The organism is Celerinatantimonas yamalensis (assembly GCF_046054155.1).
Taxonomy (GTDB): domain Bacteria; phylum Pseudomonadota; class Gammaproteobacteria; order Enterobacterales; family Celerinatantimonadaceae; genus Celerinatantimonas; species Celerinatantimonas yamalensis.
In genome coordinates, this window is sequence record NZ_JBEQCT010000001.1 from 339,853 (window position 1) to 360,837 (window position 20,985).

Genomic DNA, 20,985 nt, shown 5'->3' on the forward strand with positions numbered 1-20,985 from the left:
ATGATGGTATTTAGGTACTGTTGAACTTGTCGTTATTCTCCCTCAAGCTGAAATTTAACCGATAAGACGTGATATGATTTCTATGACCATTCTAAGATAGCAATAGGGTTAAATGTATATGGCAAAGCCTCAGATTGGGATATTAGCGGGGATGGGTCCAAGATCAACAGCCCCATTTGTGGATGCTGTTGTTTCCAAGTGTCAAGAGCTCTACGGTGCGAAGCTTGATGAAGAGTTTCCTGAGATGAACATATTGAGTCTTCCAACTCCCTTCTACGTCGATCGAGCAATTGACCACGATGCAATGAAGGAAAGGATTGTCGGTGGTCTGAGAAAACTGGAAGCCAGTGGGTCTAGCTTTGTTTCCATGCCATGTAACTCTGCACATGCTTATTTTAAAGAATTAAGCCAATCAATAAAGATCCCTTTGTTAAATATCGTGGAAGAGACTCTTGGTCAGCTCAGAGAAGGCCAAAGAACGACAGTTTTGGCTACTCGTGGAACCATGGCGTCGAGGCTTTATCAGATCGGAATCACTAAGGCAGGCCTAGAGTATGAGTTCAATCCAGATTGGCAAGATTTGGTAGATACTGTAGTTTCTGCAGTTAAGGCCGGAGACATTCAGGGCTCTGCCTCGGGGACGTGGGATCAGTTAATCACACATTTACAAGCACTAGGTGTCAATCAAGCGGTGATAGCGTGTACCGATATCAATGCTGTTTTGCCCTATTGTAAGACTGATATTGCTTTTGTAGATTCAACTGAATGTCTTGCGCAGGCAACTGTGAGACAGTACTTAAAATTGAGAGAATAACAATCAAGGTCACAGGGATAACAAATTCGTTAGTGCAAATTGCCACCGTACCTTAGCTGTTGGCTACTGTAATTGTACACGTTTATATGATATCGCATCTTTTACATAAGTTAGAAACAGCTTAAAGCGGTACTCGGCGGTGTTGTTAATGATGCTGATACAACAGTCATCACACGCAGATATTCAGGAGATGCAGTTGTTGTGTCATTAGATTATGACAATAACTTAATGGAAACAGTGCATTTGTTTCGCTCGGCTAAAAACGTAGAGCATCTATACCGTTCATTAACGCAGTATCGAGCAGATCAAACCACAGCACGAGATTTGGTTGATGAGTAGGTGTCAGCATTTATTATATTGGACTGATGAAGCTTGGGGCGATTATCTATATTGGCAAACCCAAGATAAAAAGGTACTTAAACGTATCAATAAATTAATCAGGGATGTCAAGCGCTCACCGTTTGAAGGTATTGGTAAGACCGAGCTATTAAAAGAGAATTTAACAAGTTTTTAGTCTCGTCGTATCGATGATACAAACCGGTTAGTGTCTTCGGTTAATAACCAAACTGCCATTATTATTTTATGTCGTCACCACTATTAACTCTACCTTCAACGCTTGGCAACTAACAAAAAGATCAATCAGGACAGGCAGCGATTGCGGCTTATACGCTGGCTTCGCCATGATAGCGCTGCGTATTAGCTTGGTGTTAGCTGGAGCTTCGGGCAGAGGAATAAATGGACGAGCATATAGACATAGTTGAAGTCTTTTGCAACGAGTTCGTCTCGGTACAAAGATACCCAAGGACGATGGACGGATTGTTATACGAATTGAGTTCATGGGAGTGACGTGAGGAAAGTCCTTCTCGAAAACACACCTTTTCGAGAAGGTAAAGTCTAGCCATTGAGTCGATGAAATATTTCCTCAAAATTTCCATTTTCGACGGCCCTGCGCAGATGGAGGCATCGGTCGACAACGATCTCACCTTCTTCTGGGCCCGACCGCAGAATGGCTATCACCTCGTCAATGAACTCCGCCAATGGCATTGCCGCAGGATCGCTACCGTGTCCCGGCCCGAGGTTAGTCTGGACGTAGGGCGGAATCAGTTCCAGAACCTCAACCGAAGTGTCCCTCATTTGTCGCCGCAGCGAAACCGTGTAGGAATGGTGGGCAGCCTTGGTTGCAGAGTAGGTTGGTACCCAAGTTCCAGGAACGAATCCGAGCCCTGACGTAACGTTTATCACCGTGGATGAGTCTCGAGTCAGCAGGTGAGGCAGTAAGGCGGCTGTTAGCCGTAGGGGACCCAATAGGTTGGTGGTGATCAGCGCTTCCATCGCTTCAACGTGCCCCTCTTGATTTTTGAGGTTTTCGCGAAATTGAATGCCAGCATTGTTGATCAGAACGTTTAGGTCTGGAAATTCTGCTACGATTTTTCGTCCAAACGCCTGAATGGCCAACGGATTGCTTATATCCAATTCTTCGGAACGCATTCCCGGGTTTGCAGAAGTCACTAGGCTGAGGGCTGGCACATTCCGCCCTGTGATAATGACTTGATTCCCTAGTTTGTGTAAGGACTCAGCCAAGGCTTTTCCGATCCCAGAACTGCCTCCGGTTACCAAAATTGTATTACCAGTAAGGTTCATACTTTATCTCCTCTGTGGGATTGGAACTGTTCTGATAGGAATTCGCCGATAGCATTCAGCGCCAGTTCGGCAGCGGCGGTCTGCCCAATGGTGTTTGCAAAACCGTGGGGCATGCCTTCCCAGATATCGAGAGTCACATCGTTTCCTGCTTTGATGGCACGTTCAAAGTATCGTCGAGAATCGTCGAGCAAAATTTCGTCCTCACCGACATGGATCTGTACAGGCGGCAGCCCTTGAAGGTCTCCGTACAGAGGCGAGGCCAACCAGTTACGGGGGTCTGCTGTGCCTAGGTAAGCACCTACGAGTCCTTCGACCTGAGCTCGAGTGAAATAGGGTTCAGCCTCGGCTTTGGTCTCAAAACTCGGGCCGGTCAGCGCCAAATCCGTCACCGGGGAGAGGACGGCCACTCCCACCGGAAGCTCATAACCGGAGGAGACCGCGACGGCTGCCAAAACGAGGGCGAGATTTCCCCCAGCTGAATCGCCTGTAACGGCAACTTTGAGCCCTTTTTGAACCAGAGCTTGGTAACACGCTTGGATATCATCTACCGCTGAAGGAAAGGGGTGCTCGGGGGCCAATCGGTAGTCTGGAATAAAGGCATTGACTCCTGACCGGACAGCCATTTGGCCGACAAGGTTTCTGAAGGACTGGGATGTGCCCCAGTTGAACCAGCCACCGTGCAAATGGATGAAGACTTCGCCCTCCCTTGCTCGAGCCGGGAGGCACCATGTTCCGGGAATTCCGCCCACGCTGTCGGGGCAAAATTCAACCCCATTGGGTGGCGAAACTCGCTCCGAAATTGCGTTGAACGGTTCTCGGGCAACCGTTCCTTGCATCTTTCCCTTATGGGCCGAGACCATTCCCCGCAAGGTCGTGATGACGGTGAGATCGTGTGGGGTCACGGGATGACTCAGCAAGGACTTTCGTCCTTGACTAGAAGAATTACTACTCATGATAAGCTCCTTTTGCTAGATCACTTGGCTAATATAATTTACATAACGTATCGTTATAATAATTAAGAGTCAAGTTTTCCCTTTACGGAAAGTTATGTTATTGTAGATTGATGACGAACAAGCCAACGCCTACCCGCCGATCTGGTCGCCCTCGAAGTGAGACGGCCGAGTCCCACACCGCCATCATGGACGCGGTGTATCAACTCTTGCAGGATAAACCAGCGGGACATTTGACCATGGAAGCGGTATCCAAACGAGCCGGAGTTGGTAAACCGACACTCTACAAATGGTGGCCCAACAAGGCTGCACTGATTATGGCCATGTTTCAGGAGCGACTTGTCGGCAAGTTCGAAAACCTGGAGGCTTCGAGTATCGAAGCTTTAATTCGCTTAAAAATGAAGAACATGGTCCGCGAGTTTAATGGCTTGTTTGGCAAAGTCATGGCCGATCTTATTGCTGAGGGACAGAGCGACCCCTTCGTTCTCAAAGAGCTTTACGAGAAACATATCGCCGTCAGACGGGCAGCTACGGTCTCAGACATTGAGAAAGGGAAACTCACTGGTGAGTTCGCTTCCGATACCGACGCAGAGTTGCTGGTGGACGCAATTTTTGGTCCCGTATATTATCGAATGCTCCTCAAACTCGAACCTTTGACGGAGGAATACGGCGAAAGACTTGTTGACCAAGTGCTCAGAGGGGTCCGACCTACTGCATAATTGGCAATGGGCCAAAATTAAGAAGAGTATTCGGGTCCAAAAGTTGCGGCGAACACATCCTCAATATCCAAAATCTCGTAATTAAACACCATAAATCTTTTTTCCATCTATTTATTAAATCCAAGACATCCATAACTTCATCCCCGTGTGATGTTCAAGCCTATCGAGTTATTTAAAGGTCACTTCAGGCTCAATAGTTGTGTTTCCTTTATTAGCAAATCGACCATGCTCAAGATCGTGGATGATGCTTTCCACTTTTCCATCCGTCAGGTCATAGCGTTTAATCTTCAAATATAAACCAGTTATGCAATACAAAATGGCGGGTAGCACGGTGAATATAATCAAGATGCCATTTAGTGTTGCTTGGGTTTGTTTTACTGGTTCTCCACCTACACTGCTCTGGAATCCAAATAAAGCAAGTCCCCAGCCAATTAATGCCCCACCGACTGCAACACCCAATTTAATCATGAAGATATTTGCAGCCACGTTCATGCCTGTTATCCGGCGGCCGGTTTTCCATTCACCATAGTTGTTAGCATCGGTGATCATGGACCATTGTAATGGGCCATTTGCACCTTGTAGCATTTGCAAGAAGAGGTATAAAACCAATGCTAGGATCCAGTAATCACCTGGGATAATAAAGAAAAGCAATCCTGCGACGCCAAGTAAGATATTGTTCCATATAGATAGTTGAATTTTACAGAATTTATCTGTAAATGGTTTTGCAATTAGGCTGCCTATCATTGAGAAAATAGTGGTTCCCAATAAGAAATAGGAAGCGGTATCGGTTCCTTTATTTAATATATATGTGACGTAATACAAGATCATACCGGCTCGAACGACTAAAGAAACTAACATAGTAAAATTATAGACAGCCAGAATCTTCCACTGATCATTCTGCATGAGTACTTTTAAATCTCGCAATATATTAATATTTTCTTCTTTGAGTGGTTGAACTCGCTCTTTGGTAAACATAAAGCAGAATATAAACATCAAACAACCAATGGCGCCAAAAATGGTCATTGCTAATTGAATGCCGGCAGCTCTGTCACCTGGTGATAAGAAATCTGCTAATGGTAAAATAGCAGCTGTGCCTAGAGCACCACCAATTGGGGCGATGGCAAAACGATACGATTGTAACGACATGTTCTCTTTAGGATCGGCAGTAATGGCCGCACCGAGTGAGCAATATGGAATATTTATTGCTGTATACATTAACGTCATGAAAATGTAGGTTACGACCGCAAAAATTATTTTACCTGTATCACCATAATTAGGAACGGTATAGACAAGTATGGTACTAACTGCAAATGGAATGCTAATTAATAGCAAATAAGGACGGAAACGACCCCATTTCGTTATAGTATTATCCGCAATTGCGCCCATAATTGGATCAGTGAACGCATCTAATAAGCGGACGGCCAAGAACATAGTCCCCATGACTGCTGGAGAAAGCCCATAAATATCAGTATAAAAATAGGCTAATATTGCTACACAAGAATCAAATACAATATGGCTAGCCGCATCCCCCATCCCATAACCGATTTTTTCGGCAGGGTGGATCTTTTCAGTAATCTGTTTATTTTGATGTAATATTGCCATTAAAACTCTCCTTTACGCTTCGATTTGGATCTGGAAGCGATGACTTTCTGCCCCAGAGAGTGATGAAATTAGAACTGTTTCTGCTTGAATTTCATTCGCAATATTTACAGAGCAAGGTTGAATTTCATGTAGATGTAAGATTAAGTTAGATAGCTCACCATTAACGACAACATCTAGCGCCATGCCATTTCGAGTAATAGTGATAGTTACTTCGGTTTGATTATCGGGATTCACTACTCGTGCCTGAGTAGTATTACCATTCGACAGTTGGAATAAATGAAATTCTGATGACTGTATATAGTCATAATCAACGTCGGTTTGTTGAACACTACGTGCTAATAGCGAATTCGGACGAACAAACAGTGGCAAACTCATGAAGTTATGCTTTTCGTGGAGCCATTGTCCGCCTTCAATAACATTGCCAGTTAATAAATTAGTCCATTTACCCGCGGGGAGGTAATAGCTCACATCACCCTGTTCACTAAATACAGGGGCAATAAGTAAGCTATCACCCAGCATGTATTGAAGGTCTAAGTTATGGGTGGTTAGGTCGCTTTCAAATTCAAGCCACATCGCGCGCATCATGGGAGTACCCGTTTCTTTTGCTTGATGAGCCATAGAATATAAGTAAGGCATCAAATTAGCTTTTAACTTGGTAAAACTTCTGACCACATCGCACGATTCTTCATCATAAGCCCATGGCACACGATATGATTTACTGCCATGTAAGCGGCTATGGCTTGAAAGTAAACCAAATGCGCACCAGCGTTTATATAGGTGTGATGGCGCAGTATTTTCAAAGCCGCCAATATCATGACTCCAAAATCCAAAACCAGATAACCCTAGAGAAAGGCCACCACGTAAACTTTCTGCCATTGACTCATAAGTTGCGTAACAATCTCCACCCCAATGCACTGGGAATTGCTGCCCGCCAACGGTTGCGGAACGGGCGAATAAAGCGGCTTTGTCTTTACCTAACTTACGTTCTAAGACCTTATACACCAATTTGTTATACAAGAATGTATAGTAGTTGTGCATTTTTTGTGGGCATGCACCATTGAACCATTTAACATCTGTTGGAATACGTTCACCAAAGTCAGTCTTAAAGCTATCAACACCCATATCGATAAGACGTTCAAGGTGTGATTCATACCATTTACATGCTTCTGGGTTAGTGAAATCAACAATGCCCATGCCCGCTTGCCAATGATCCCATTGCCATACGTCACCATCGAAATTTTTGAGTAAATATCCTTTGCTAGCCGCCTCTGAAAAAAGTGGTGATTTTTGCCCTAAATAAGAATTAATCCAGACACAAATTTTTAGTCCTTTTTCTTTTAAGCGAGTGAGCATACCTTCTGGATCAGGAAATGTTTTGTCATCCCATTCAAAATCACACCACTGATATGGTTTCATCCAAAAACAATCAAAATGAAAAACATGAAGAGGGAGGTCTCGTTCAATCATTCCATCAATAAATGAATTCACTGTGTCTTCATCATAATTAGTTGTAAATGATGTCGTAAGCCATAAACCAAATGTCCATGCGGGTGGCAAACCAGGTCGGCCAGTAAGTTGTGTGTAATGATTAAGAACATCTTTTCCTGTAGGACCATCTATTACATAGTAACTAAGAGATTCTCCCTCTACACTGAATTGCACTTTTGATACTTTTTCTGAGGCGACTTCAAAAGACACATTTTCAGGATGATCGACAAATACACCATACCCTTTGTTGGTCATATAAAATGGAATATTTTTATAGGCTTGTTCGGTACTGGTGCCGCCATCTTTATTCCATGTTTCTACCTGCTGCCCATTTTTCACAAAAGCAGTAAAGCGTTCACCTAAACCATAGACGAGTTCGCCAACTCCGAGATCTAGACGCTCAAAGAAATAATTTTTATTTTCTTGTTTGTCAATGGCATAACCAGATGATTTAGCAGTTGATTTTGTAATTTCCACACCATTGTGATAGAAGCTTATCCCCCAAAAATCCTTTTGAATACGAATCTCCAAATTACCATTTTTCGCAGTGAATACTTCATTGTTATCGGTGACTTCAAAAGTGGTTTTCTGATTTTTAAGCTCAAAATAAGGGCCTTTATCTATTTTGCCTTTAAAATGTTCATAGCGAACCCCGATTACATTTTGGATGGGGGCAGTAATAGTGATCGTAAATAACGGTGAACCTATTTGATTTTCTCTTACTTTTCCGTCAATAGGCGACACGTAGACAACAATTTCGTTTTCTTTAGTTTGTTGATATTCAAAGATACGAACAGGTGAAATTAGCTCCAAGTTTTCTTGAATTAACCAGTTGCCGTCACTAATTTTCATACACAGGCCTTATTTAGCGAAATCATTTATCATTGTTGATGCCATATCTTTGTCGCTTTTTTTTATGAAAAATATTATTTAAATACGTATCGTATTTACGATTTTTTTTAATCGTGATTAATGTCACTTTATCCGGGCAAGTTCATGAACGAATTTCGAGTATTATTGAGTTTTCTCTTTGGCGTCTGCTGGGATGCGCTTGTTTGTCTTTTATAGACATCAACACTCAAGCGAGGAACCCATAGTGCGGTTAAAGCGAGCTCCTTCCATGGGTTCGCTTGTTACTCGGCGCTTAAATGTAAGTCATCAAGTCATCAAGTCATTGTCTGGGTGTGGTGAACACAGTCACTGGGGTGTGTGGCTGATTTGAGTGGATTGGTACATGCTTTTTAGATGCTTTTAGGATCTTGGACGTTTTCCTTGCATTTGCTGATAACGATTAAGTAGCAACAAGCTTAGAAAGTAGATAGAACCCATTACGGCCACTAATGTACCTGCAGCGATCTGTTTTGGATATAACCAAATTTGTCCTAGCCAATCGGCCCACAGCATCAATGTCATGCCGCACAATGCCGCGAGTAGCATTTGTGTAAGGCTTTTGCGGGCACCTAATAGGGTTGCCATGTGGGGGGAGACTAAACCAATAAAGGCGATGGGGCCCAGCGTAATGATTAATATAAAAGCCACGCGCGTAATAGCTATGGCGGTTGCTATCGGCAACATTGGTTGAAATACCTGTGGTTTGCGCTAAGACATCTCCGATACTTTGTAAATCTTGATGCCGATCACTCATATCTTGGTTTTTTAGATATCTCTGCCTGATTTCGGAGCAAATGGGTTCAAATGATGGAGCCGTCAATCATCCATAAGTTGGCGGGGCTGAATTGACAATCTAGGGGGTATTTGCGCAAGATATAGATGCCCTTGATGATCATATGGCAAAGTTTGAGTTTCTAATAAGGCGTCTTGGCGGGCTATTTTATGGACTGCTCACATATTGCTTTTATGAGAGGAGGCCTTGATGTCACGGAAGTATGCGATGACGTTGTTGTACTCAGCTTCGATATAGTTGTCGCAATTTTTGCCAAAAATAGAGGGTAACAACAGCACGACTAACTTATTTCAATGAGAAAGGTGTGATTGACTTAAAATCTAGGAGGAAAAATGATCGATCATGTCACTATTGCGGTAAGCGATATCGAAAAAAGTAAAGATTTTTATGAAAAGGCATTTAAACCACTCGGCTATAAAGTCTCTTTTGGAAAGGCGGGGTATTTTGGGCTTTTGATATTGGGAAGAGACTATCTGAAATAAGTCAGGCAAACGAGTCTCAAGAGATAACCCGTTTTCATGTGGCTTTTCGAGTTGAGAGCCGAGGCAAAGTTCGAGAGTTTTATGAAGCGTCCATCACGGCAGGGGTTCGTGATAACGGTGAACCCGGACCGCGGCCAAACCATACTGAGAATGACTATGCTTGTTTCGTGTACGATCCGGATGGGAATAATATAGAGACTGTTCATGATATCTTTAATGATTGAGAGTGATGAGCATCCGTTGACAAAAAATTGCTTCTAGTGCTTTATTCTTGGAAAATAGTTATGATCAGAGAAATGACGAAGCTCGATTTTGAAGCATTCTGGCCATGTTTTGAATCGGTGATTAAGGCTCAAGAAAGTTACACGTTTGACCCCAATATGAGCCTAGAAATGGCTTATAAATTATGGTGTGAAATGCCTTTAAAAGCATTTGTATGGGTTGATGGTGAGCAAGTTCTAGGTTCTTATTATATAAAGCCGAATGGAATGGGCCCAAGCGATCATATTTGTAATTGTGGCTACATGGTCGATGTGGATGCCAGAGGTAAAGGGGTTGCACGTCAGCTTTGCGAACACTCTCAGCAGATCGCAATTGAATTAGGTTTTCAAGCGATGCAATTCAATGCAGTTGTTTCTTCCAATGAAATCGCAGTGAAGCTATGGAAAAAGTTAGGCTTCAAGATTGTTGGCACTATTCCATTGGCATATAGGCATGGCAAATTGGGTTATGTTGATAGCTATGTCATGTATAAATGGCTACTAACATAAACAGCGTCAGCAACGGATCACCAATTGTCCCTAAAATCGCGTTAATAGCTGGAATAGTTTTGCTAGCCATTTTTTATAAACCAATTCTGTTGCTTTTCAATATATTTTTGAGTATTGATCCATGATATACGCCGATCAATAATAGCTTATATCAGGTTAGCAGTAGCAGTATTGTGCTGTGTTTTCAGTCGGGTGCTGCTACGGGGGATGTATTCCAAGAAACGGAATACTCAGCGCCATATATAACAGATAAATTGAGAATAGTTTTTGTTTTGCAAATTGATGCTTGAGCGAGCACTTAGTGCTGCGCTCTGGCGGAGAAATGAGTGGGTTATTCACCCGCTGACGCAATAAGAATGATCGGGCTCAACGTCCGCTCGAAGGGTGGACTTCGCTCGCACCGATGACGAGCGAAGGTTAGGCCGATTATAACTCAAGCCGACCGAAGGCGCCGTTCCAATCCTGTTCAAATTTATCGACAGCAGCACTTACTGCTGGAGTATTGAGTAGCTGCCTTGCGATATCAACTGGCAATGTGATGGCACCGACGCCAGCGAGCATACAATCGAGTACTTGTTTAGGGGTTTTAAAACTGGCCGCAAGGACTTTACATTCAGGGACATGTAATTGCAGCAATGTCTGTAGATCGTTGCCATGGCGACACCGCTGCCACCTTGCGCATCGACTCGATTGATATAAGGCGCAACGTACTCAGCTCCTGCCAGTGCAGCTAACAGCCCTTGAGCTGCGCCATAGACGGCGGTTCCTAATGTTGGGAGCCCGAGCGCTTTGAGTCTATTAAGCTGGAATGGTGAGCAATTTGATTCAGTCTTAAAAGATAATATTCAACGATTAGGGCCAAGAACGGGATCTTTTATTATTAAGGCAATAGAAGAATTGATGTGGAATACGCGGAATAATTATATAAGACGAAGCGCAGCTGGTTTCGTCTTTATAAATCATCTTGAATATAGTAATCACATAAAGATCATATAGGACTAAAAAAGTACCAGTGTAATCAAAGTAAAAATGAACATATTAGGGTAATTGACGTACAAAGAGAACCGGAGTACAGTATTATATACGCAAATAATTGCATTTCATTAAAACAAGGAAACTAGTTCATCACAAATATTCGTCACAACTAGTGTACATTATACAAATTGAGTTAAGTAATAAGGGAATATTATATGACACAATTTAAATCTAAAACGATCGCTGTTCGTACAGGTATTGAATCAGATACACAGTATGGATCTGTAGTCCCTCCTATTTGTCTTTCCACTAATTTCGGTTTTTCTTCTTTTGGTCATCCCAATAAATATGATTATTCAAGGTCAGGAAATCCAACTCGTTCATTGCTAGAAAAAACATTATACAAATTGGAACACGGAGAAGGAGCTGTAATCACAAACTCTGGCATGTCCGCGCTAAATTTATTGGTTTCTGCGATGGTTGGTCCCGATGACCTTATTGTCGCTCCCATGGATTGTTATGGCGGAAGTTATAGATTATTAAATTCTCGCGCGAAGAAACGAGATTTTAAAGTACTCTTTATTGATCAAACTTCACCAAAAGAGGTAGAGTTAGCTTTAGCTCAAATGCCCAAACTAATACTTCTTGAGACGCCATCAAATCCGCTACTCCGTGTCGTTGATATAACTGAAATATGTGGGCTTGCTAAAAAGATAGGTGCCTTAGTTGCTGTTGACAATACATTTTTATCTCCTATTTATCAAACCCCAATAACTCTAGGTGCTGATTTTGTAATTCACTCAACAACAAAATATCTGAATGGACATTCAGATGTAATCGGAGGAGTTGTTATTTCTGAAACTAAGGAACTAGCTAATGAAATTGTATGGTGGGGTAATTGCATCGGCGCAACAGGAACTGCATTTGATAGTTACCTAACACTGCGGGGGATAAGAACCCTTCATCCAAGAATGAAACTTCATGAAGAAAATACAAAAAGAATATTAGCATATCTAAAAAAACAACCCTTGATAAAAACTCTTTATCATCCCATCCTAGCTAGTCATATAGGACATAGCATTGCCGAGCGTCAACAACAGGGATATGGCTGTATGATAAGCTTTGAACTTGTTGGAAGTTCTCCACAACTCGAGGTCTTTATTAACGAACTTAAACTATTTTCACTTGCAGAATCATTAGGTGGAGTGGAGAGTTTAATATGTCATCCGGCGACTATGACTCATAGAGCAATGGGTGCCGAAGCACTTAGAAACGTAGGAATTTCACAAAATTTATTAAGATTGTCTGTTGGCTTAGAGGATGCTGATGACTTAATTCAGGATCTTGATCATGCATTTAAACTGGTCCAATCCAATTTATCAAAGATTGAATGATCTATTTTTTACCAGACAAGTTTATAGATTATATATATAAACAATATTAACACGTAATTATAGACTAATGTTATTTGTTATTAATTTCATATCTGAGGAAAAAAATGAACACTTCCATGATATTTCTAAGTATAGCAACAATCTGGGGAATGGCAGTTGTGACACCTGGTGCTAATTTTTTTATAACAGTGAAATATGCCATTATAAAATCAAGAATAAATTTATTATTTTGTATAATTGGTATATGTAGTGGTACTCTTTTCTGGGCATCATTTGGAGCTTATGGTCTAGTGAATATTTTTAGCTCCTGGCCAATAACATATGTTGTTATAAAATATATTGGTGGAGGTTATCTTATTTATTTAGGCATAAAATCAATAATAAGTACAAGCATAAATAATGACGATATAAAATTAACACAAGAAAATAATTGGTTTGACAATTACTTGAATGGCTTGTTTACAAACATATCAAACCCCAAAACACCAATATTTATTGCTAGTATATTTGCGGTTTCTTTCCCTAAAAGCATGCCCAGTATGTTTTTAGTTTATATCATATTAGAAATGGTTATAATATCATTTGCATGGTATTCTCTAGTTGGGTTGTTTTTTTCTTCTAGAAGGTCTAAATTAATATTTAGACATTTCAATAATCATATAAAAATAATTTCAGGGATAATTTTCATACTATTTGGTTTAGGTGTAATAATAGTTGAGGCTTGATTAAAATATAAACATGGGGCGACCAAATGATCGCCCTTATCGATAAATTATCTCTTTACTACAGATATAATATGAGATATTACTTGATCACTATTTGCAACATCATCTTTTTTCCATAATGTTCCATCACTTAATTTTTTAAAGTTATTGCTTGGATAAATAAGAGTCCTAAGGCCATATGTAAGTCTTTTTAAAACAATACAATTTTCAGATGCCCCTTTAAATATAGAATCAATAATAACATCAATTGGTTCAGCGAGTACGGCTATTATTATCGCATGATAATTTTAAAAATTTAAATCTTTTCCATTTTTGTTAAAAAATCGGAAATTATTTTCTAGATTAAATTTCTTTATAACATCAGTAGATCTATTTATAGCATCTTCTGATATATTGGCACAATCGAAATGACATCCCGTTTTTAAGGACATTAATATGGGAGAAACGGGGAATGGACCACTACCAATCCATAATACTCTTGATTTACTATCAAGACTTAAATTCCTCAACTCTCTATCAACCAAATTGTTATATCTTATAAAATAAGATATTATTTTATTATTTTTTCCGCTAAAAATAAAATCTTGAATTCCGTAATTGTATGATAATAATGATAAAATACTATGTTCTATTTTTGTTTCAAATTGTACATATGCATCTGATATTATTTTTCTTTCTGATGGTTTTAGCTGATTAATTAATAAATTCTGTTCATCAATATTCAGAATATCACTTAATAGAATATGATCTAAGTCTATCAAATTTTCATAGTCACATCCTGATTTTGCGATGAGCCGTCGCAACAGGTGACTCAAATCGATTGGCCGAGTAGTTGTACAAGATAATGCGCGAAGCGTTGTTATTCGGTTAGTGACTCGCAGCGCCCAGCAGTTTAGGTTGGACATAGCGTAAAACATAATCAATAAAAGCCCGTAATCGAGCTGGCATATGTTGGGTTTGTGGGTATTGCATGGCGACAGCGCCATGATAGTTACTTTTAATCATCCACTCCGGCAGTACTTGCACCACTTCGTTAGCCGCGAGTGAGTCTTGCACGACAAAATCATGGAAAATGCCAATGCCTAAATCGTGTTTGACTCCGTTTAAGCGCATTTGCGAGTGATTGACCGCATAGCGCCCAGTGATCGCGACAGTGTGAATTTCTTCATTTTTCACGAACTGCCAGCGATAGTCATTGCTATTTTCGGCCAAATATAAGCAATCGTGCTGGGTGAGCTGGGTCGGATGATTTGGCATACCGCGTTGGGCAATATAGTTAGGGCTGGCACAGAGCACTAAATTGGTTTTGCATAGTTCCTTTAAAACTAAATTCTCATCAGGTTTGTCGGTCAATCTAAATGCGAGATCAATGTTGTTGCTCAAGAGATCAATATTGCCATCGGCTGCCCGTAATTTGATTTCGATATTGGGATGTTGCTGTAGAAAAGGCCAGACAAACGGTTGCAGTACCGAATAAAGAAAGGCTTCTGGCGCCGCGATGGTGAGGGCACCGGCCAATTCATCGTGGTCGCGACGGGAAAGTTCTACGGCTTGCTTGGCTGCATTGACCATGACTAAACACTGATCGTAAATTTTCTCCCCTGCTTGCGTAATCACCAATTTTCGAGTGGAACGTTCAAATAGCTTGACGGCCAGAGCATGTTCCAAGCGAGTGATGAGTTTGCTTAAGGCCGAAGGGGTGACGCCTAGTTGGTTCGCTGCCCCAGTGAAGCTTTTTTCTTCTACTACGATAATAAAGCTTGCGAGATCAGGTAGTAACGCAATTAATTTGGGATGAATCATAGCTTCGTCATAGTTGTTATCGTCTGTGGCGCAAACTTTGTCAAATTTAGACCAATTTGACAATGCCGTGGTGCCATTTATGTGACCGACACTGATCGCCGTATCACTCTTATGCTGTCTACTTATTAGGCCAGTATTAGTCATGCTCGCACCCAGCGACATTGAGATTACAGTTGTACTATTTGTGCTTTGAATTCACAAATGCTTTTCCACGTTGGCGGATTATCGCTACTTGGGCGATCGATTACACTTATTGTTCTGTCAAGAGGCGCATGCGGCTCTGATATTATGACCGATCATCACCAAGGAGCATGACAATGTCTAATGCCTTTTACCAGCAAATCCGGCAGCAATTGCAAGACATACAAGCGGAAGGTTTGTATAAATCAGAACGTATTATTATCTCGCAACAAAAAGCTGAAGTACAAATCGCAAGTGGCGAGCAGGTACTTAATTTTTGTGCGAATAACTATTTAGGGTTAGCGAATCATCCTGCATTAATTGCGGCTGCGAAAAGGGGTATGGATGAGCACGGATTTGGTATGGCGTCAGTCCGGTTTATCTGTGGTACTCAGGATGCACATAAACAGTTGGAACAAAAATTAGCGACATTTTTAGGACAAGAAGACACCATTTTGTATACGTCATGTTTTGATGCGAATACTGGGCTGTTTGAAACGTTACTTGATCAAAATGATGCCATTATTTCAGATGCGCTGAATCATGCGTCCATTATTGATGGCGTCAGGCTCTGTAAGGCGCAGCGTTTTCGCTATGCTAATAACGATATGGCGCAATTAGAGCAGCAATTAATTGCCGCCAATGCTGCGGGTGTTCGTCACAAGTTGATCGTCACTGACGGGGTATTCTCGATGGATGGCGTGGTCGCTAACTTACCTGCAATTTGTGATTTAGCGGATCAATACGATGCATTGGTGATGGTTGATGATTCTCATGCCGTTGGTTTTATGGGCGCACATGGGCGTGGAACGCCTGAATATCATGATGTGATGGATCGTATCGACATTATTACCGGTACGTTAGGTAAGGCAATGGGCGGTGCTTCTGGGGGGTATACGGCGGGCAAAAGGGAAGTGATTGATTGGCTTCGTCAGCGTTCACGGCCGTATTTGTTCTCTAACTCTGTGCCACCCGCCATTGTGGCGGCGTCATTGGAAGTTTTAGATTTACTACAAAATAGCGATAAATTACGTGCCCAGTTATGGGATAACGCCGCGCATTTTCGGGCGCGTATGAGCGCTGCGGGCTTTACGTTGGCGGGAGCTGATCATGCCATCATTCCGATTATGTTGGGGGATGCTAAAGTGGCGGCAGAATTTGCTGAGCAAGCTTTAACCCAAGGGGTTTATGTGGTCGGTTTTTCGTTCCCCGTCGTGCCGAAAGGGCAAGCGCGAATTCGCACCCAAATGTCAGCTGCACATACTCGAGAACAGTTGGATAAAGCGATTGATGTCTTTATTAAAGTCGGCCAACAAATGGCTATTATCTGAGACATGAACCATGAAAATTAAAGCGTTAAGTAAGCTAAAAGCAGAGCCTGGTATTTGGATGACCGAGGTCGATATGCCTAAGTTGGGCCATAATGATCTAATGATTAAAATTCATAAAACGGCGATCTGTGGCACCGATGTTCACATTTACAACTGGGATGACTGGTCACAAAAAACCATTCCTGTGCCGATGGTTGTTGGACATGAGTATGTTGGCGAAGTGGTTGAAGTGGGAAGTGAAGTCCGTGGTTTTGCCATTGGCGATCGAGTATCGGGTGAAGGACACATTACCTGTGGCCATTGCCGTAACTGCCGCGGTGGTCGAACGCACTTGTGTCGTAATACCATTGGTGTGGGAGTCAATCGTACAGGGAGCTTCTCTGAATACTTAGTGATCCCTGCGTTTAATGCCTTCAAAATTCCTGATGGTATTTCAGATGATTTGGCGTCTATTTTTGACCCGTTTGGTAATGCAGTCCACACCGCTTTATCGTTTAATTTGGTGGGTGAAGATGTATTGATCACCGGAGCTGGACCGATAGGCATCATGGCAGCAGCGGTTGCCAAGCATGTTGGTGCCCGGTATGTTGTGATTACTGATGTCAATCCATACCGTCTGGAGTTAGCTCGCAAAATGGGCGTAACCCGTGCGGTTAACGTGGCCGAGCAAACCTTAATATCTGTGATGGCCGAATTGAAAATGACCGAAGGGTTTGATGTGGGGCTCGAAATGTCGGGTGTGCCGAGCGCATTCAGCTCGATGTTACAAACCATGAATCACGGAGGGCGAATTGCCCTGCTGGGTTTACCGCCTTCTGAAATGGCGATTGACTGGAATCAGGTGATTTTCAAAGGCCTTGTAATCAAAGGTATTTATGGCCGTGAGATGTTTGAAACCTGGTACAAAATGGCTAGTTTGATTCAATCTGGCCTTGATTTAACGCCGATCATCACGCATCACTTCAAAATTGATGATTTTCAAAAAGGCTTTGATGCGATGTGCAGTGGGGCGTCAGGTAAAGTAATCCTCGATTGGCAATGAGAATGAAAACGCTTCGAATGGAGCGCTTTTTTGGCATCGATCAAATGGCTTGGGTCACTGGGGCAGGGGTCTAACCCTAAAAAATTGGGTGAGTACATCACCCAATTTCAGTTCACTGACTTAGATATTCTTTGTATGTACGTGCAATTTTTTGCTAGCCCAGTCAGTAATGACTGAACGTGATGAATATAGAATAACGACCAAGTGTCGTCATTGCCGTCCAATCGATGAACAGCTTGGTAAAAAGTGCTTTGTTGGAGAAACTTTGCACTCATGCCAATACTTGTGCCTCGCTCGTTGTCGTCGCTTCAACTAACAACATCAGATCCACATTGCCACTGATAGAATGGGCAAGCTTTATTTCAGGTACTTTATCAATATAAGGCTGAACAAGTTGGCAGGATAAAGGACGAAATGTTAGGGCTAAATAAACCATGACGGTCTGATTTGAGTCCGATTTCGTATGCGCATGATAGCCCGTAATCACGCCTTTTTCTTCTAGCGATTGCTTTTTAGCATTATAAACATGTAAGAGGCTATCTAAGAGAACACCCCTAATAATTTGACTTGGCATATTTAAACAGGTAGCTCGCCATTGAATCAGCGCGCGATTTGCAGAGAAAAATCAGTACAGTTGTAGGCAACGTTGAAAGTTGTCGGAGAAAGGCACTCTATTGCCCTTTATTATGTGTCCAATCATTGTGTTAGCCACAACGTGTCAAACAGTTTACTTATTGCCTATCAATTGATTATGATTATCAGGTTACAATAATGTTGTATTTGTGTTAATGTTATTTTATGATAAAAAAGTCAATTATCTAGTCTAGTCGCGGATTCTTATTCCAAACCACAATATGCTTTGTTCTAATCGCTCATTTGCTTAGTGGTTTAACATCGCATAGCAAGGAGTTCATCATGATCATATCTACGAGTGGAAAAACGATCCTTCTTGGTGCAAGCTTACTGGCAAGTATTTTATCTTTTGGTGCGAGCGCGCAGTCATTACATGCCAAAATTGGCGCTTATCCTGGTACAAAAACGACAGTCACAGGGGCTGTCACTGTCAATTTTGATCAACAAGACTTAACAGTAAAATACAACCTAAAAGGTTTAAATCCTGTCCGCAATGGCGGGCTACATATTCATGTGGGGACCAGCTGTAAAAATGCAGATAAAGTCGGTGGTCATTATTTTGCGCCAAAATCCATGGGTGATTATTGGAAAAGTGGTCAGTGGGTATCTGACACCAAAGGACGAGCCAAGGGTAGTTTTCGCTTAGTATCTGGATTAGCTTATAAAGCCAATATCGGTCATGCGATAGTTGTCCACAATGCCAGTGGCGCTCGAATTGGTTGTGGTATTTTAGAAAAATAAGTCACTTGGTTGATCAATATAACAAAGGCCGAGCGTGTGACCTTTGGTTCAGTTTCGATCAAAAATTGAACTGTTATCAAAATAGGTCACTTGCTCCTTTTCAGGCAAGTCAGATTAGGTTGAGGTCAATAGAATCAAAAGACCGTTTTATGACAATTTTTATTTTTTAGTCAATTACACTTTAAATTTATCACTAATCCCTTTAATTATTTGAGATTGGTTTTCTAATAAAGCGATTTGTTCGGCTGTTTGAGCAGAGTCCTTGCCGATATTTTTGGCAAGCTCAGCAATGCCAACCACATTCTTAGCGATATCGTTAGCGACTTGGGATTGCATATAGGCTGCAGTAGAAACCTGAACATTCATTTGCGTTAAGTTTTTAATTGATTGGGTACTAGAGTTAATGATTTCATTAATTTTGGCCATGGCTCCAACAACACATTCTCGTTGGTTGAGTGATTCATGCATTTCTTCTGTGGCTCTTACGGTACTTTGTTGAAGTTTTTCGAGAATCTCTTTAATTTTCACTGTACTTTGGTGACTACGTAGGGCCAAATTTCTCACCTCATCGGCGACTACGGCAAAACCTCGGCCTTGTTCACCTGCTCTTGCGGCTTCAATGGCTGCGTTCAAGGCTAAAAGATTGGTCTGTTCGGAGATCCCTTGAATGACACCAAGAACTAGATCAATTTCAGCAACATTTTCACCTAGTACCTCAATGGACTGTTCAACTGTATTCAATGCCAAACTTAACCCTTTCAGCTGATGGCTAGACAGATTAACCTGTTGTAGCATTTGTTGTATTTCTGCCTCAGTGCTTTCGGCTGACAACCGAGTGGATTCAGCATTTTCAGCAATCTCATTTGAGTTTGCTTTCATTTCTTCAATCGCACTAGCCACTAAATTAGTTTCACTAATTTGACGATCGGACACTTCAGCCAGCTTATCTCGCTGGTCATTAGAATTAACTGAAATGGTAATCAAAGCATTGCTAGAACGTTTAAGGTGACTGATATCAACGGACATGGTTGCTAAAAAGGTATTAAAGTCACTAGAAATACGATTCAAAATATCAATTGAACTGGCCGGTAGTTTTTGAGTTAAATCACCATGGCCACTCGCTAATTGTTTAACCGCATGACTGAGGGTGAATAGTGGTCCTAAAACAGCCTTCGACGAGAGCAAAACCATCGCAGTAATCAGAGCGAAAACTACCGCTAAAATAATAAAAGCAACCGATAAATTGTCTCGTTTAATCGTGCTCATTGAGGTTTTTATATCTGAAACGACCTTTTCTACACTATCCATATAAAATCCCGTGCCAATCACAAGATTCCACTGGGGAATGTAACGAGCGTAGCTATATTTACTACTCGATTTTGTTTCTCCTGGTTTTGGGAAATAATACTGGCTAAAGCCATTTTGATTAACTGCTGAGTTGATGATATTTTTAATGAAAAAGTTACCGTGCGTATCTTTCGAATTGATCATGTTAATATTAGTTCGTGAACCTGATCCGTCCATTAATCTTAGACCATTTATATCATAAGCGTATAAGTAGCCTCTCCCAGTATCAAAATTATAACTTTTCAGCAAGGCCAATGCGTCATCTAAGCCTTCTACTCCGGGTTTATTTATATCAGGTTGGATAATACTGAAGGCTGAATCAATGATGGTTACCAAGCGATTTTTTTCTGTTTCAATTGTTGCATTCTTTACTAATTTAGAAATACCATCATTTACCGTGTTTAATGTCCTAAATTGAGTAAAAGCACTAATGATGGAGATCAGTAAAAAAGGACCGAATGCCAGTAAATAAATTCTCATTTTTAGTGATGAAAACATGTCGATCCTTCCTCATTTTAGATATTACTAATAATTCGAGTAATTAACAACCTACACTTGTTGTAGTTACATTTAGTGATTTAGATCACTATTTTTAGTTTATTTGTCTCGTGAATAAGATCACTAAAGTTTGCTAAATAAATAATCTAAAAGACAGATGAAAATA

19 protein-coding genes and 4 pseudogenes are annotated in these 20,985 nt (G+C 41.3%); 12 read left to right on the forward strand and 11 right to left on the reverse strand.

Features of this window, described 5'->3' with window-relative positions; genetic code table 11:
- Window positions 1-118 precede the first annotated feature (118 nt).
- The 3 genes and pseudogenes from ABUE30_RS01740 (at window position 119) to ABUE30_RS01750 (ending at window position 1,415) form a co-directional block, all read left to right on the forward strand.
- Window positions 119-814 carry an aspartate/glutamate racemase family protein gene (locus tag ABUE30_RS01740; protein ID WP_408621955.1) on the forward strand — a complete coding sequence of 232 codons (696 nt, stop codon included), beginning with the start codon at window positions 119-121 and terminating at the stop codon, window positions 812-814.
- Window positions 815-934: 120 nt separating this feature from the next.
- Window positions 935-1,153, forward strand: a pseudogene (locus ABUE30_RS01745) (type II toxin-antitoxin system Phd/YefM family antitoxin); the annotation flags it as partial.
- Window positions 1,146-1,415, forward strand: a pseudogene (locus ABUE30_RS01750) (Txe/YoeB family addiction module toxin). The pseudogenes ABUE30_RS01745 and ABUE30_RS01750, both read left to right, overlap by 8 nt.
- A gap of 293 nt (window positions 1,416-1,708) precedes the next feature.
- Here the strand turns inward: ABUE30_RS01750 and ABUE30_RS01755 are convergent.
- Window positions 1,709-2,455 (reverse strand): SDR family oxidoreductase, encoded by a 747-nt coding sequence (locus ABUE30_RS01755; RefSeq protein ID WP_408621956.1) that lies wholly within the window; start codon window positions 2,453-2,455, stop codon window positions 1,709-1,711.
- Entirely contained in the window at window positions 2,452-3,408 is a 957-nt protein-coding gene (locus tag ABUE30_RS01760) for an alpha/beta hydrolase (RefSeq protein ID WP_408621957.1), read from the reverse strand. The genes ABUE30_RS01755 and ABUE30_RS01760 overlap by 4 nt, the downstream gene beginning before the upstream one ends.
- Before the next feature lie 236 nt (window positions 3,409-3,644).
- Between ABUE30_RS01760 and ABUE30_RS01765 the strand changes: the two genes are divergently transcribed.
- A complete protein-coding gene (locus ABUE30_RS01765; RefSeq protein WP_408621958.1) occupies window positions 3,645-4,124 on the forward strand; it encodes a TetR/AcrR family transcriptional regulator in 480 nt (159 codons plus the stop codon).
- 168 nt (window positions 4,125-4,292) lie between these two features.
- Here the strand turns inward: ABUE30_RS01765 and ABUE30_RS01770 are convergent, their stop codons facing one another.
- The 3 genes from ABUE30_RS01770 to ABUE30_RS01780 all read right to left on the reverse strand — a co-directional run bounded on the left by ABUE30_RS01770 (window position 4,293) and on the right by ABUE30_RS01780 (window position 8,789).
- Window positions 4,293-5,726, reverse strand: coding sequence for a glycoside-pentoside-hexuronide (GPH):cation symporter (locus ABUE30_RS01770; protein WP_408621959.1), 1,434 nt, complete (start codon window positions 5,724-5,726; stop codon window positions 4,293-4,295).
- Between the two features lie 12 nt (window positions 5,727-5,738).
- Window positions 5,739-8,066 (reverse strand): alpha-xylosidase, encoded by a 2,328-nt coding sequence (gene yicI / locus ABUE30_RS01775; RefSeq protein WP_408621960.1) that lies wholly within the window; start codon window positions 8,064-8,066, stop codon window positions 5,739-5,741.
- Window positions 8,067-8,465: 399 nt separating this feature from the next.
- A complete protein-coding gene (locus ABUE30_RS01780; RefSeq protein ID WP_408621961.1) occupies window positions 8,466-8,789 on the reverse strand; it encodes an iron chelate uptake ABC transporter family permease subunit in 324 nt (107 codons plus the stop codon).
- 441 nt (window positions 8,790-9,230) lie between these two features.
- On the opposite strand from ABUE30_RS01780, the pseudogene ABUE30_RS01785 reads away from it, so the two are divergent.
- A pseudogene (locus ABUE30_RS01785) lies at window positions 9,231-9,604 on the forward strand (VOC family protein).
- A 60-nt stretch (window positions 9,605-9,664) separates the two neighbouring features.
- Window positions 9,665-10,150: a GNAT family N-acetyltransferase gene (locus ABUE30_RS01790; protein WP_408621962.1), complete on the forward strand. Its 486-nt coding sequence runs from the start codon at window positions 9,665-9,667 to the stop codon at window positions 10,148-10,150.
- A gap of 426 nt (window positions 10,151-10,576) precedes the next feature.
- Here the strand turns inward: ABUE30_RS01790 and ABUE30_RS01795 are convergent.
- Window positions 10,577-10,995 (reverse strand): annotated as a pseudogene (locus tag ABUE30_RS01795) (transaldolase family protein).
- Window positions 10,996-11,340: 345 nt separating this feature from the next.
- On the opposite strand from ABUE30_RS01795, the gene metB reads away from it, so the two are divergent.
- Both metB and ABUE30_RS01805 read left to right on the forward strand, forming a co-directional pair.
- Window positions 11,341-12,519 (forward strand): cystathionine gamma-synthase, encoded by a 1,179-nt coding sequence (metB, locus tag ABUE30_RS01800; RefSeq protein WP_408621963.1) that lies wholly within the window; start codon window positions 11,341-11,343, stop codon window positions 12,517-12,519.
- Window positions 12,520-12,623: 104 nt separating this feature from the next.
- Complete coding sequence (locus tag ABUE30_RS01805; protein ID WP_408621964.1) at window positions 12,624-13,244, forward strand: LysE family translocator; 621 nt, start codon at window positions 12,624-12,626, stop codon at window positions 13,242-13,244.
- A gap of 287 nt (window positions 13,245-13,531) precedes the next feature.
- Here the strand turns inward: ABUE30_RS01805 and ABUE30_RS01810 are convergent, their stop codons facing one another.
- Both ABUE30_RS01810 and ABUE30_RS01815 read right to left on the reverse strand, forming a co-directional pair.
- Window positions 13,532-14,047, reverse strand: a complete 516-nt coding sequence (locus tag ABUE30_RS01810) for a hypothetical protein (RefSeq protein WP_408621965.1) — start codon at window positions 14,045-14,047, stop codon at window positions 13,532-13,534.
- A gap of 64 nt (window positions 14,048-14,111) precedes the next feature.
- Window positions 14,112-15,047, reverse strand: coding sequence for a LysR family transcriptional regulator (locus ABUE30_RS01815; protein ID WP_408622516.1), 936 nt, complete (start codon window positions 15,045-15,047; stop codon window positions 14,112-14,114).
- Window positions 15,048-15,364: 317 nt separating this feature from the next.
- Here ABUE30_RS01815 and ABUE30_RS01820 point away from each other — a divergent pair, with 317 nt between their 5' ends.
- Genes ABUE30_RS01820 through ABUE30_RS01830 form a run of 3 tightly spaced genes read left to right on the forward strand, consistent with a single transcriptional unit; the run spans window position 15,365 to window position 17,777 of the window.
- Window positions 15,365-16,558, forward strand: a complete 1,194-nt coding sequence (locus ABUE30_RS01820) for a glycine C-acetyltransferase (RefSeq protein ID WP_408621966.1) — start codon at window positions 15,365-15,367, stop codon at window positions 16,556-16,558.
- 10 nt (window positions 16,559-16,568) lie between these two features.
- The gene (gene tdh, locus ABUE30_RS01825) at window positions 16,569-17,600 is read left to right on the forward strand and encodes an L-threonine 3-dehydrogenase (RefSeq protein ID WP_408621967.1); all 1,032 of its coding nucleotides are present in this window, start codon (window positions 16,569-16,571) and stop codon (window positions 17,598-17,600) included.
- A gap of 30 nt (window positions 17,601-17,630) precedes the next feature.
- Window positions 17,631-17,777, forward strand: a complete 147-nt coding sequence (locus ABUE30_RS01830) for a hypothetical protein (RefSeq protein WP_408622542.1) — start codon at window positions 17,631-17,633, stop codon at window positions 17,775-17,777.
- Here the strand turns inward: ABUE30_RS01830 and ABUE30_RS01835 are convergent.
- Complete coding sequence (locus tag ABUE30_RS01835; RefSeq protein ID WP_408621968.1) at window positions 17,764-17,871, reverse strand: ClbS/DfsB family four-helix bundle protein; 108 nt, start codon at window positions 17,869-17,871, stop codon at window positions 17,764-17,766. The genes ABUE30_RS01830 and ABUE30_RS01835 overlap by 14 nt on opposite strands.
- A complete protein-coding gene (locus ABUE30_RS01840; RefSeq protein ID WP_408621969.1) occupies window positions 17,872-18,174 on the reverse strand; it encodes a hypothetical protein in 303 nt (100 codons plus the stop codon).
- A gap of 341 nt (window positions 18,175-18,515) precedes the next feature.
- Between ABUE30_RS01840 and ABUE30_RS01845 the strand changes: the two genes are divergently transcribed.
- Window positions 18,516-18,974 (forward strand): superoxide dismutase family protein, encoded by a 459-nt coding sequence (locus ABUE30_RS01845; protein ID WP_408621970.1) that lies wholly within the window; start codon window positions 18,516-18,518, stop codon window positions 18,972-18,974.
- A gap of 174 nt (window positions 18,975-19,148) precedes the next feature.
- On the opposite strand, the gene ABUE30_RS01850 is transcribed toward ABUE30_RS01845, so the two are convergent.
- On the reverse strand, window positions 19,149-20,819 hold the full coding sequence (locus ABUE30_RS01850) for a methyl-accepting chemotaxis protein (RefSeq protein WP_408621971.1): 1,671 nt from the start codon (window positions 20,817-20,819) through the stop codon (window positions 19,149-19,151).
- Between the last annotated feature and the right edge of the window lie 166 nt (window positions 20,820-20,985).

What these genes read in the sequence shown, in the direction of transcription:
- tdh (WP_408621967.1), top strand. Translation starts at nt 16,569, where the DNA reads ATGAAAATTAAAGCGTTAAGTAAGCTAAAAGCAGAGCCTGGTATTTGG.
- ABUE30_RS01815 (WP_408622516.1), bottom strand. Translation starts at nt 15,047, where the DNA reads ATGATTCATCCCAAATTAATTGCGTTACTACCTGATCTCGCAAGCTTT.
- ABUE30_RS01840 (WP_408621969.1), bottom strand. Translation starts at nt 18,174, where the DNA reads ATGCCAAGTCAAATTATTAGGGGTGTTCTCTTAGATAGCCTCTTACAT.
- metB (WP_408621963.1), top strand. Translation starts at nt 11,341, where the DNA reads ATGACACAATTTAAATCTAAAACGATCGCTGTTCGTACAGGTATTGAA.
- ABUE30_RS01850 (WP_408621971.1), bottom strand. Translation starts at nt 20,819, where the DNA reads ATGTTTTCATCACTAAAAATGAGAATTTATTTACTGGCATTCGGTCCT.
- ABUE30_RS01755 (WP_408621956.1), bottom strand. Translation starts at nt 2,455, where the DNA reads ATGAACCTTACTGGTAATACAATTTTGGTAACCGGAGGCAGTTCTGGG.
- yicI (WP_408621960.1), bottom strand. Translation starts at nt 8,066, where the DNA reads ATGAAAATTAGTGACGGCAACTGGTTAATTCAAGAAAACTTGGAGCTA.
- ABUE30_RS01760 (WP_408621957.1), bottom strand. Translation starts at nt 3,408, where the DNA reads ATGAGTAGTAATTCTTCTAGTCAAGGACGAAAGTCCTTGCTGAGTCAT.
- ABUE30_RS01790 (WP_408621962.1), top strand. Translation starts at nt 9,665, where the DNA reads ATGATCAGAGAAATGACGAAGCTCGATTTTGAAGCATTCTGGCCATGT.
- ABUE30_RS01765 (WP_408621958.1), top strand. Translation starts at nt 3,645, where the DNA reads ATGGAAGCGGTATCCAAACGAGCCGGAGTTGGTAAACCGACACTCTAC.
- ABUE30_RS01845 (WP_408621970.1), top strand. Translation starts at nt 18,516, where the DNA reads ATGATCATATCTACGAGTGGAAAAACGATCCTTCTTGGTGCAAGCTTA.
- ABUE30_RS01820 (WP_408621966.1), top strand. Translation starts at nt 15,365, where the DNA reads ATGTCTAATGCCTTTTACCAGCAAATCCGGCAGCAATTGCAAGACATA.
- ABUE30_RS01780 (WP_408621961.1), bottom strand. Translation starts at nt 8,789, where the DNA reads ATGTTGCCGATAGCAACCGCCATAGCTATTACGCGCGTGGCTTTTATA.
- ABUE30_RS01740 (WP_408621955.1), top strand. Translation starts at nt 119, where the DNA reads ATGGCAAAGCCTCAGATTGGGATATTAGCGGGGATGGGTCCAAGATCA.
- ABUE30_RS01805 (WP_408621964.1), top strand. Translation starts at nt 12,624, where the DNA reads ATGAACACTTCCATGATATTTCTAAGTATAGCAACAATCTGGGGAATG.
- ABUE30_RS01770 (WP_408621959.1), bottom strand. Translation starts at nt 5,726, where the DNA reads ATGGCAATATTACATCAAAATAAACAGATTACTGAAAAGATCCACCCT.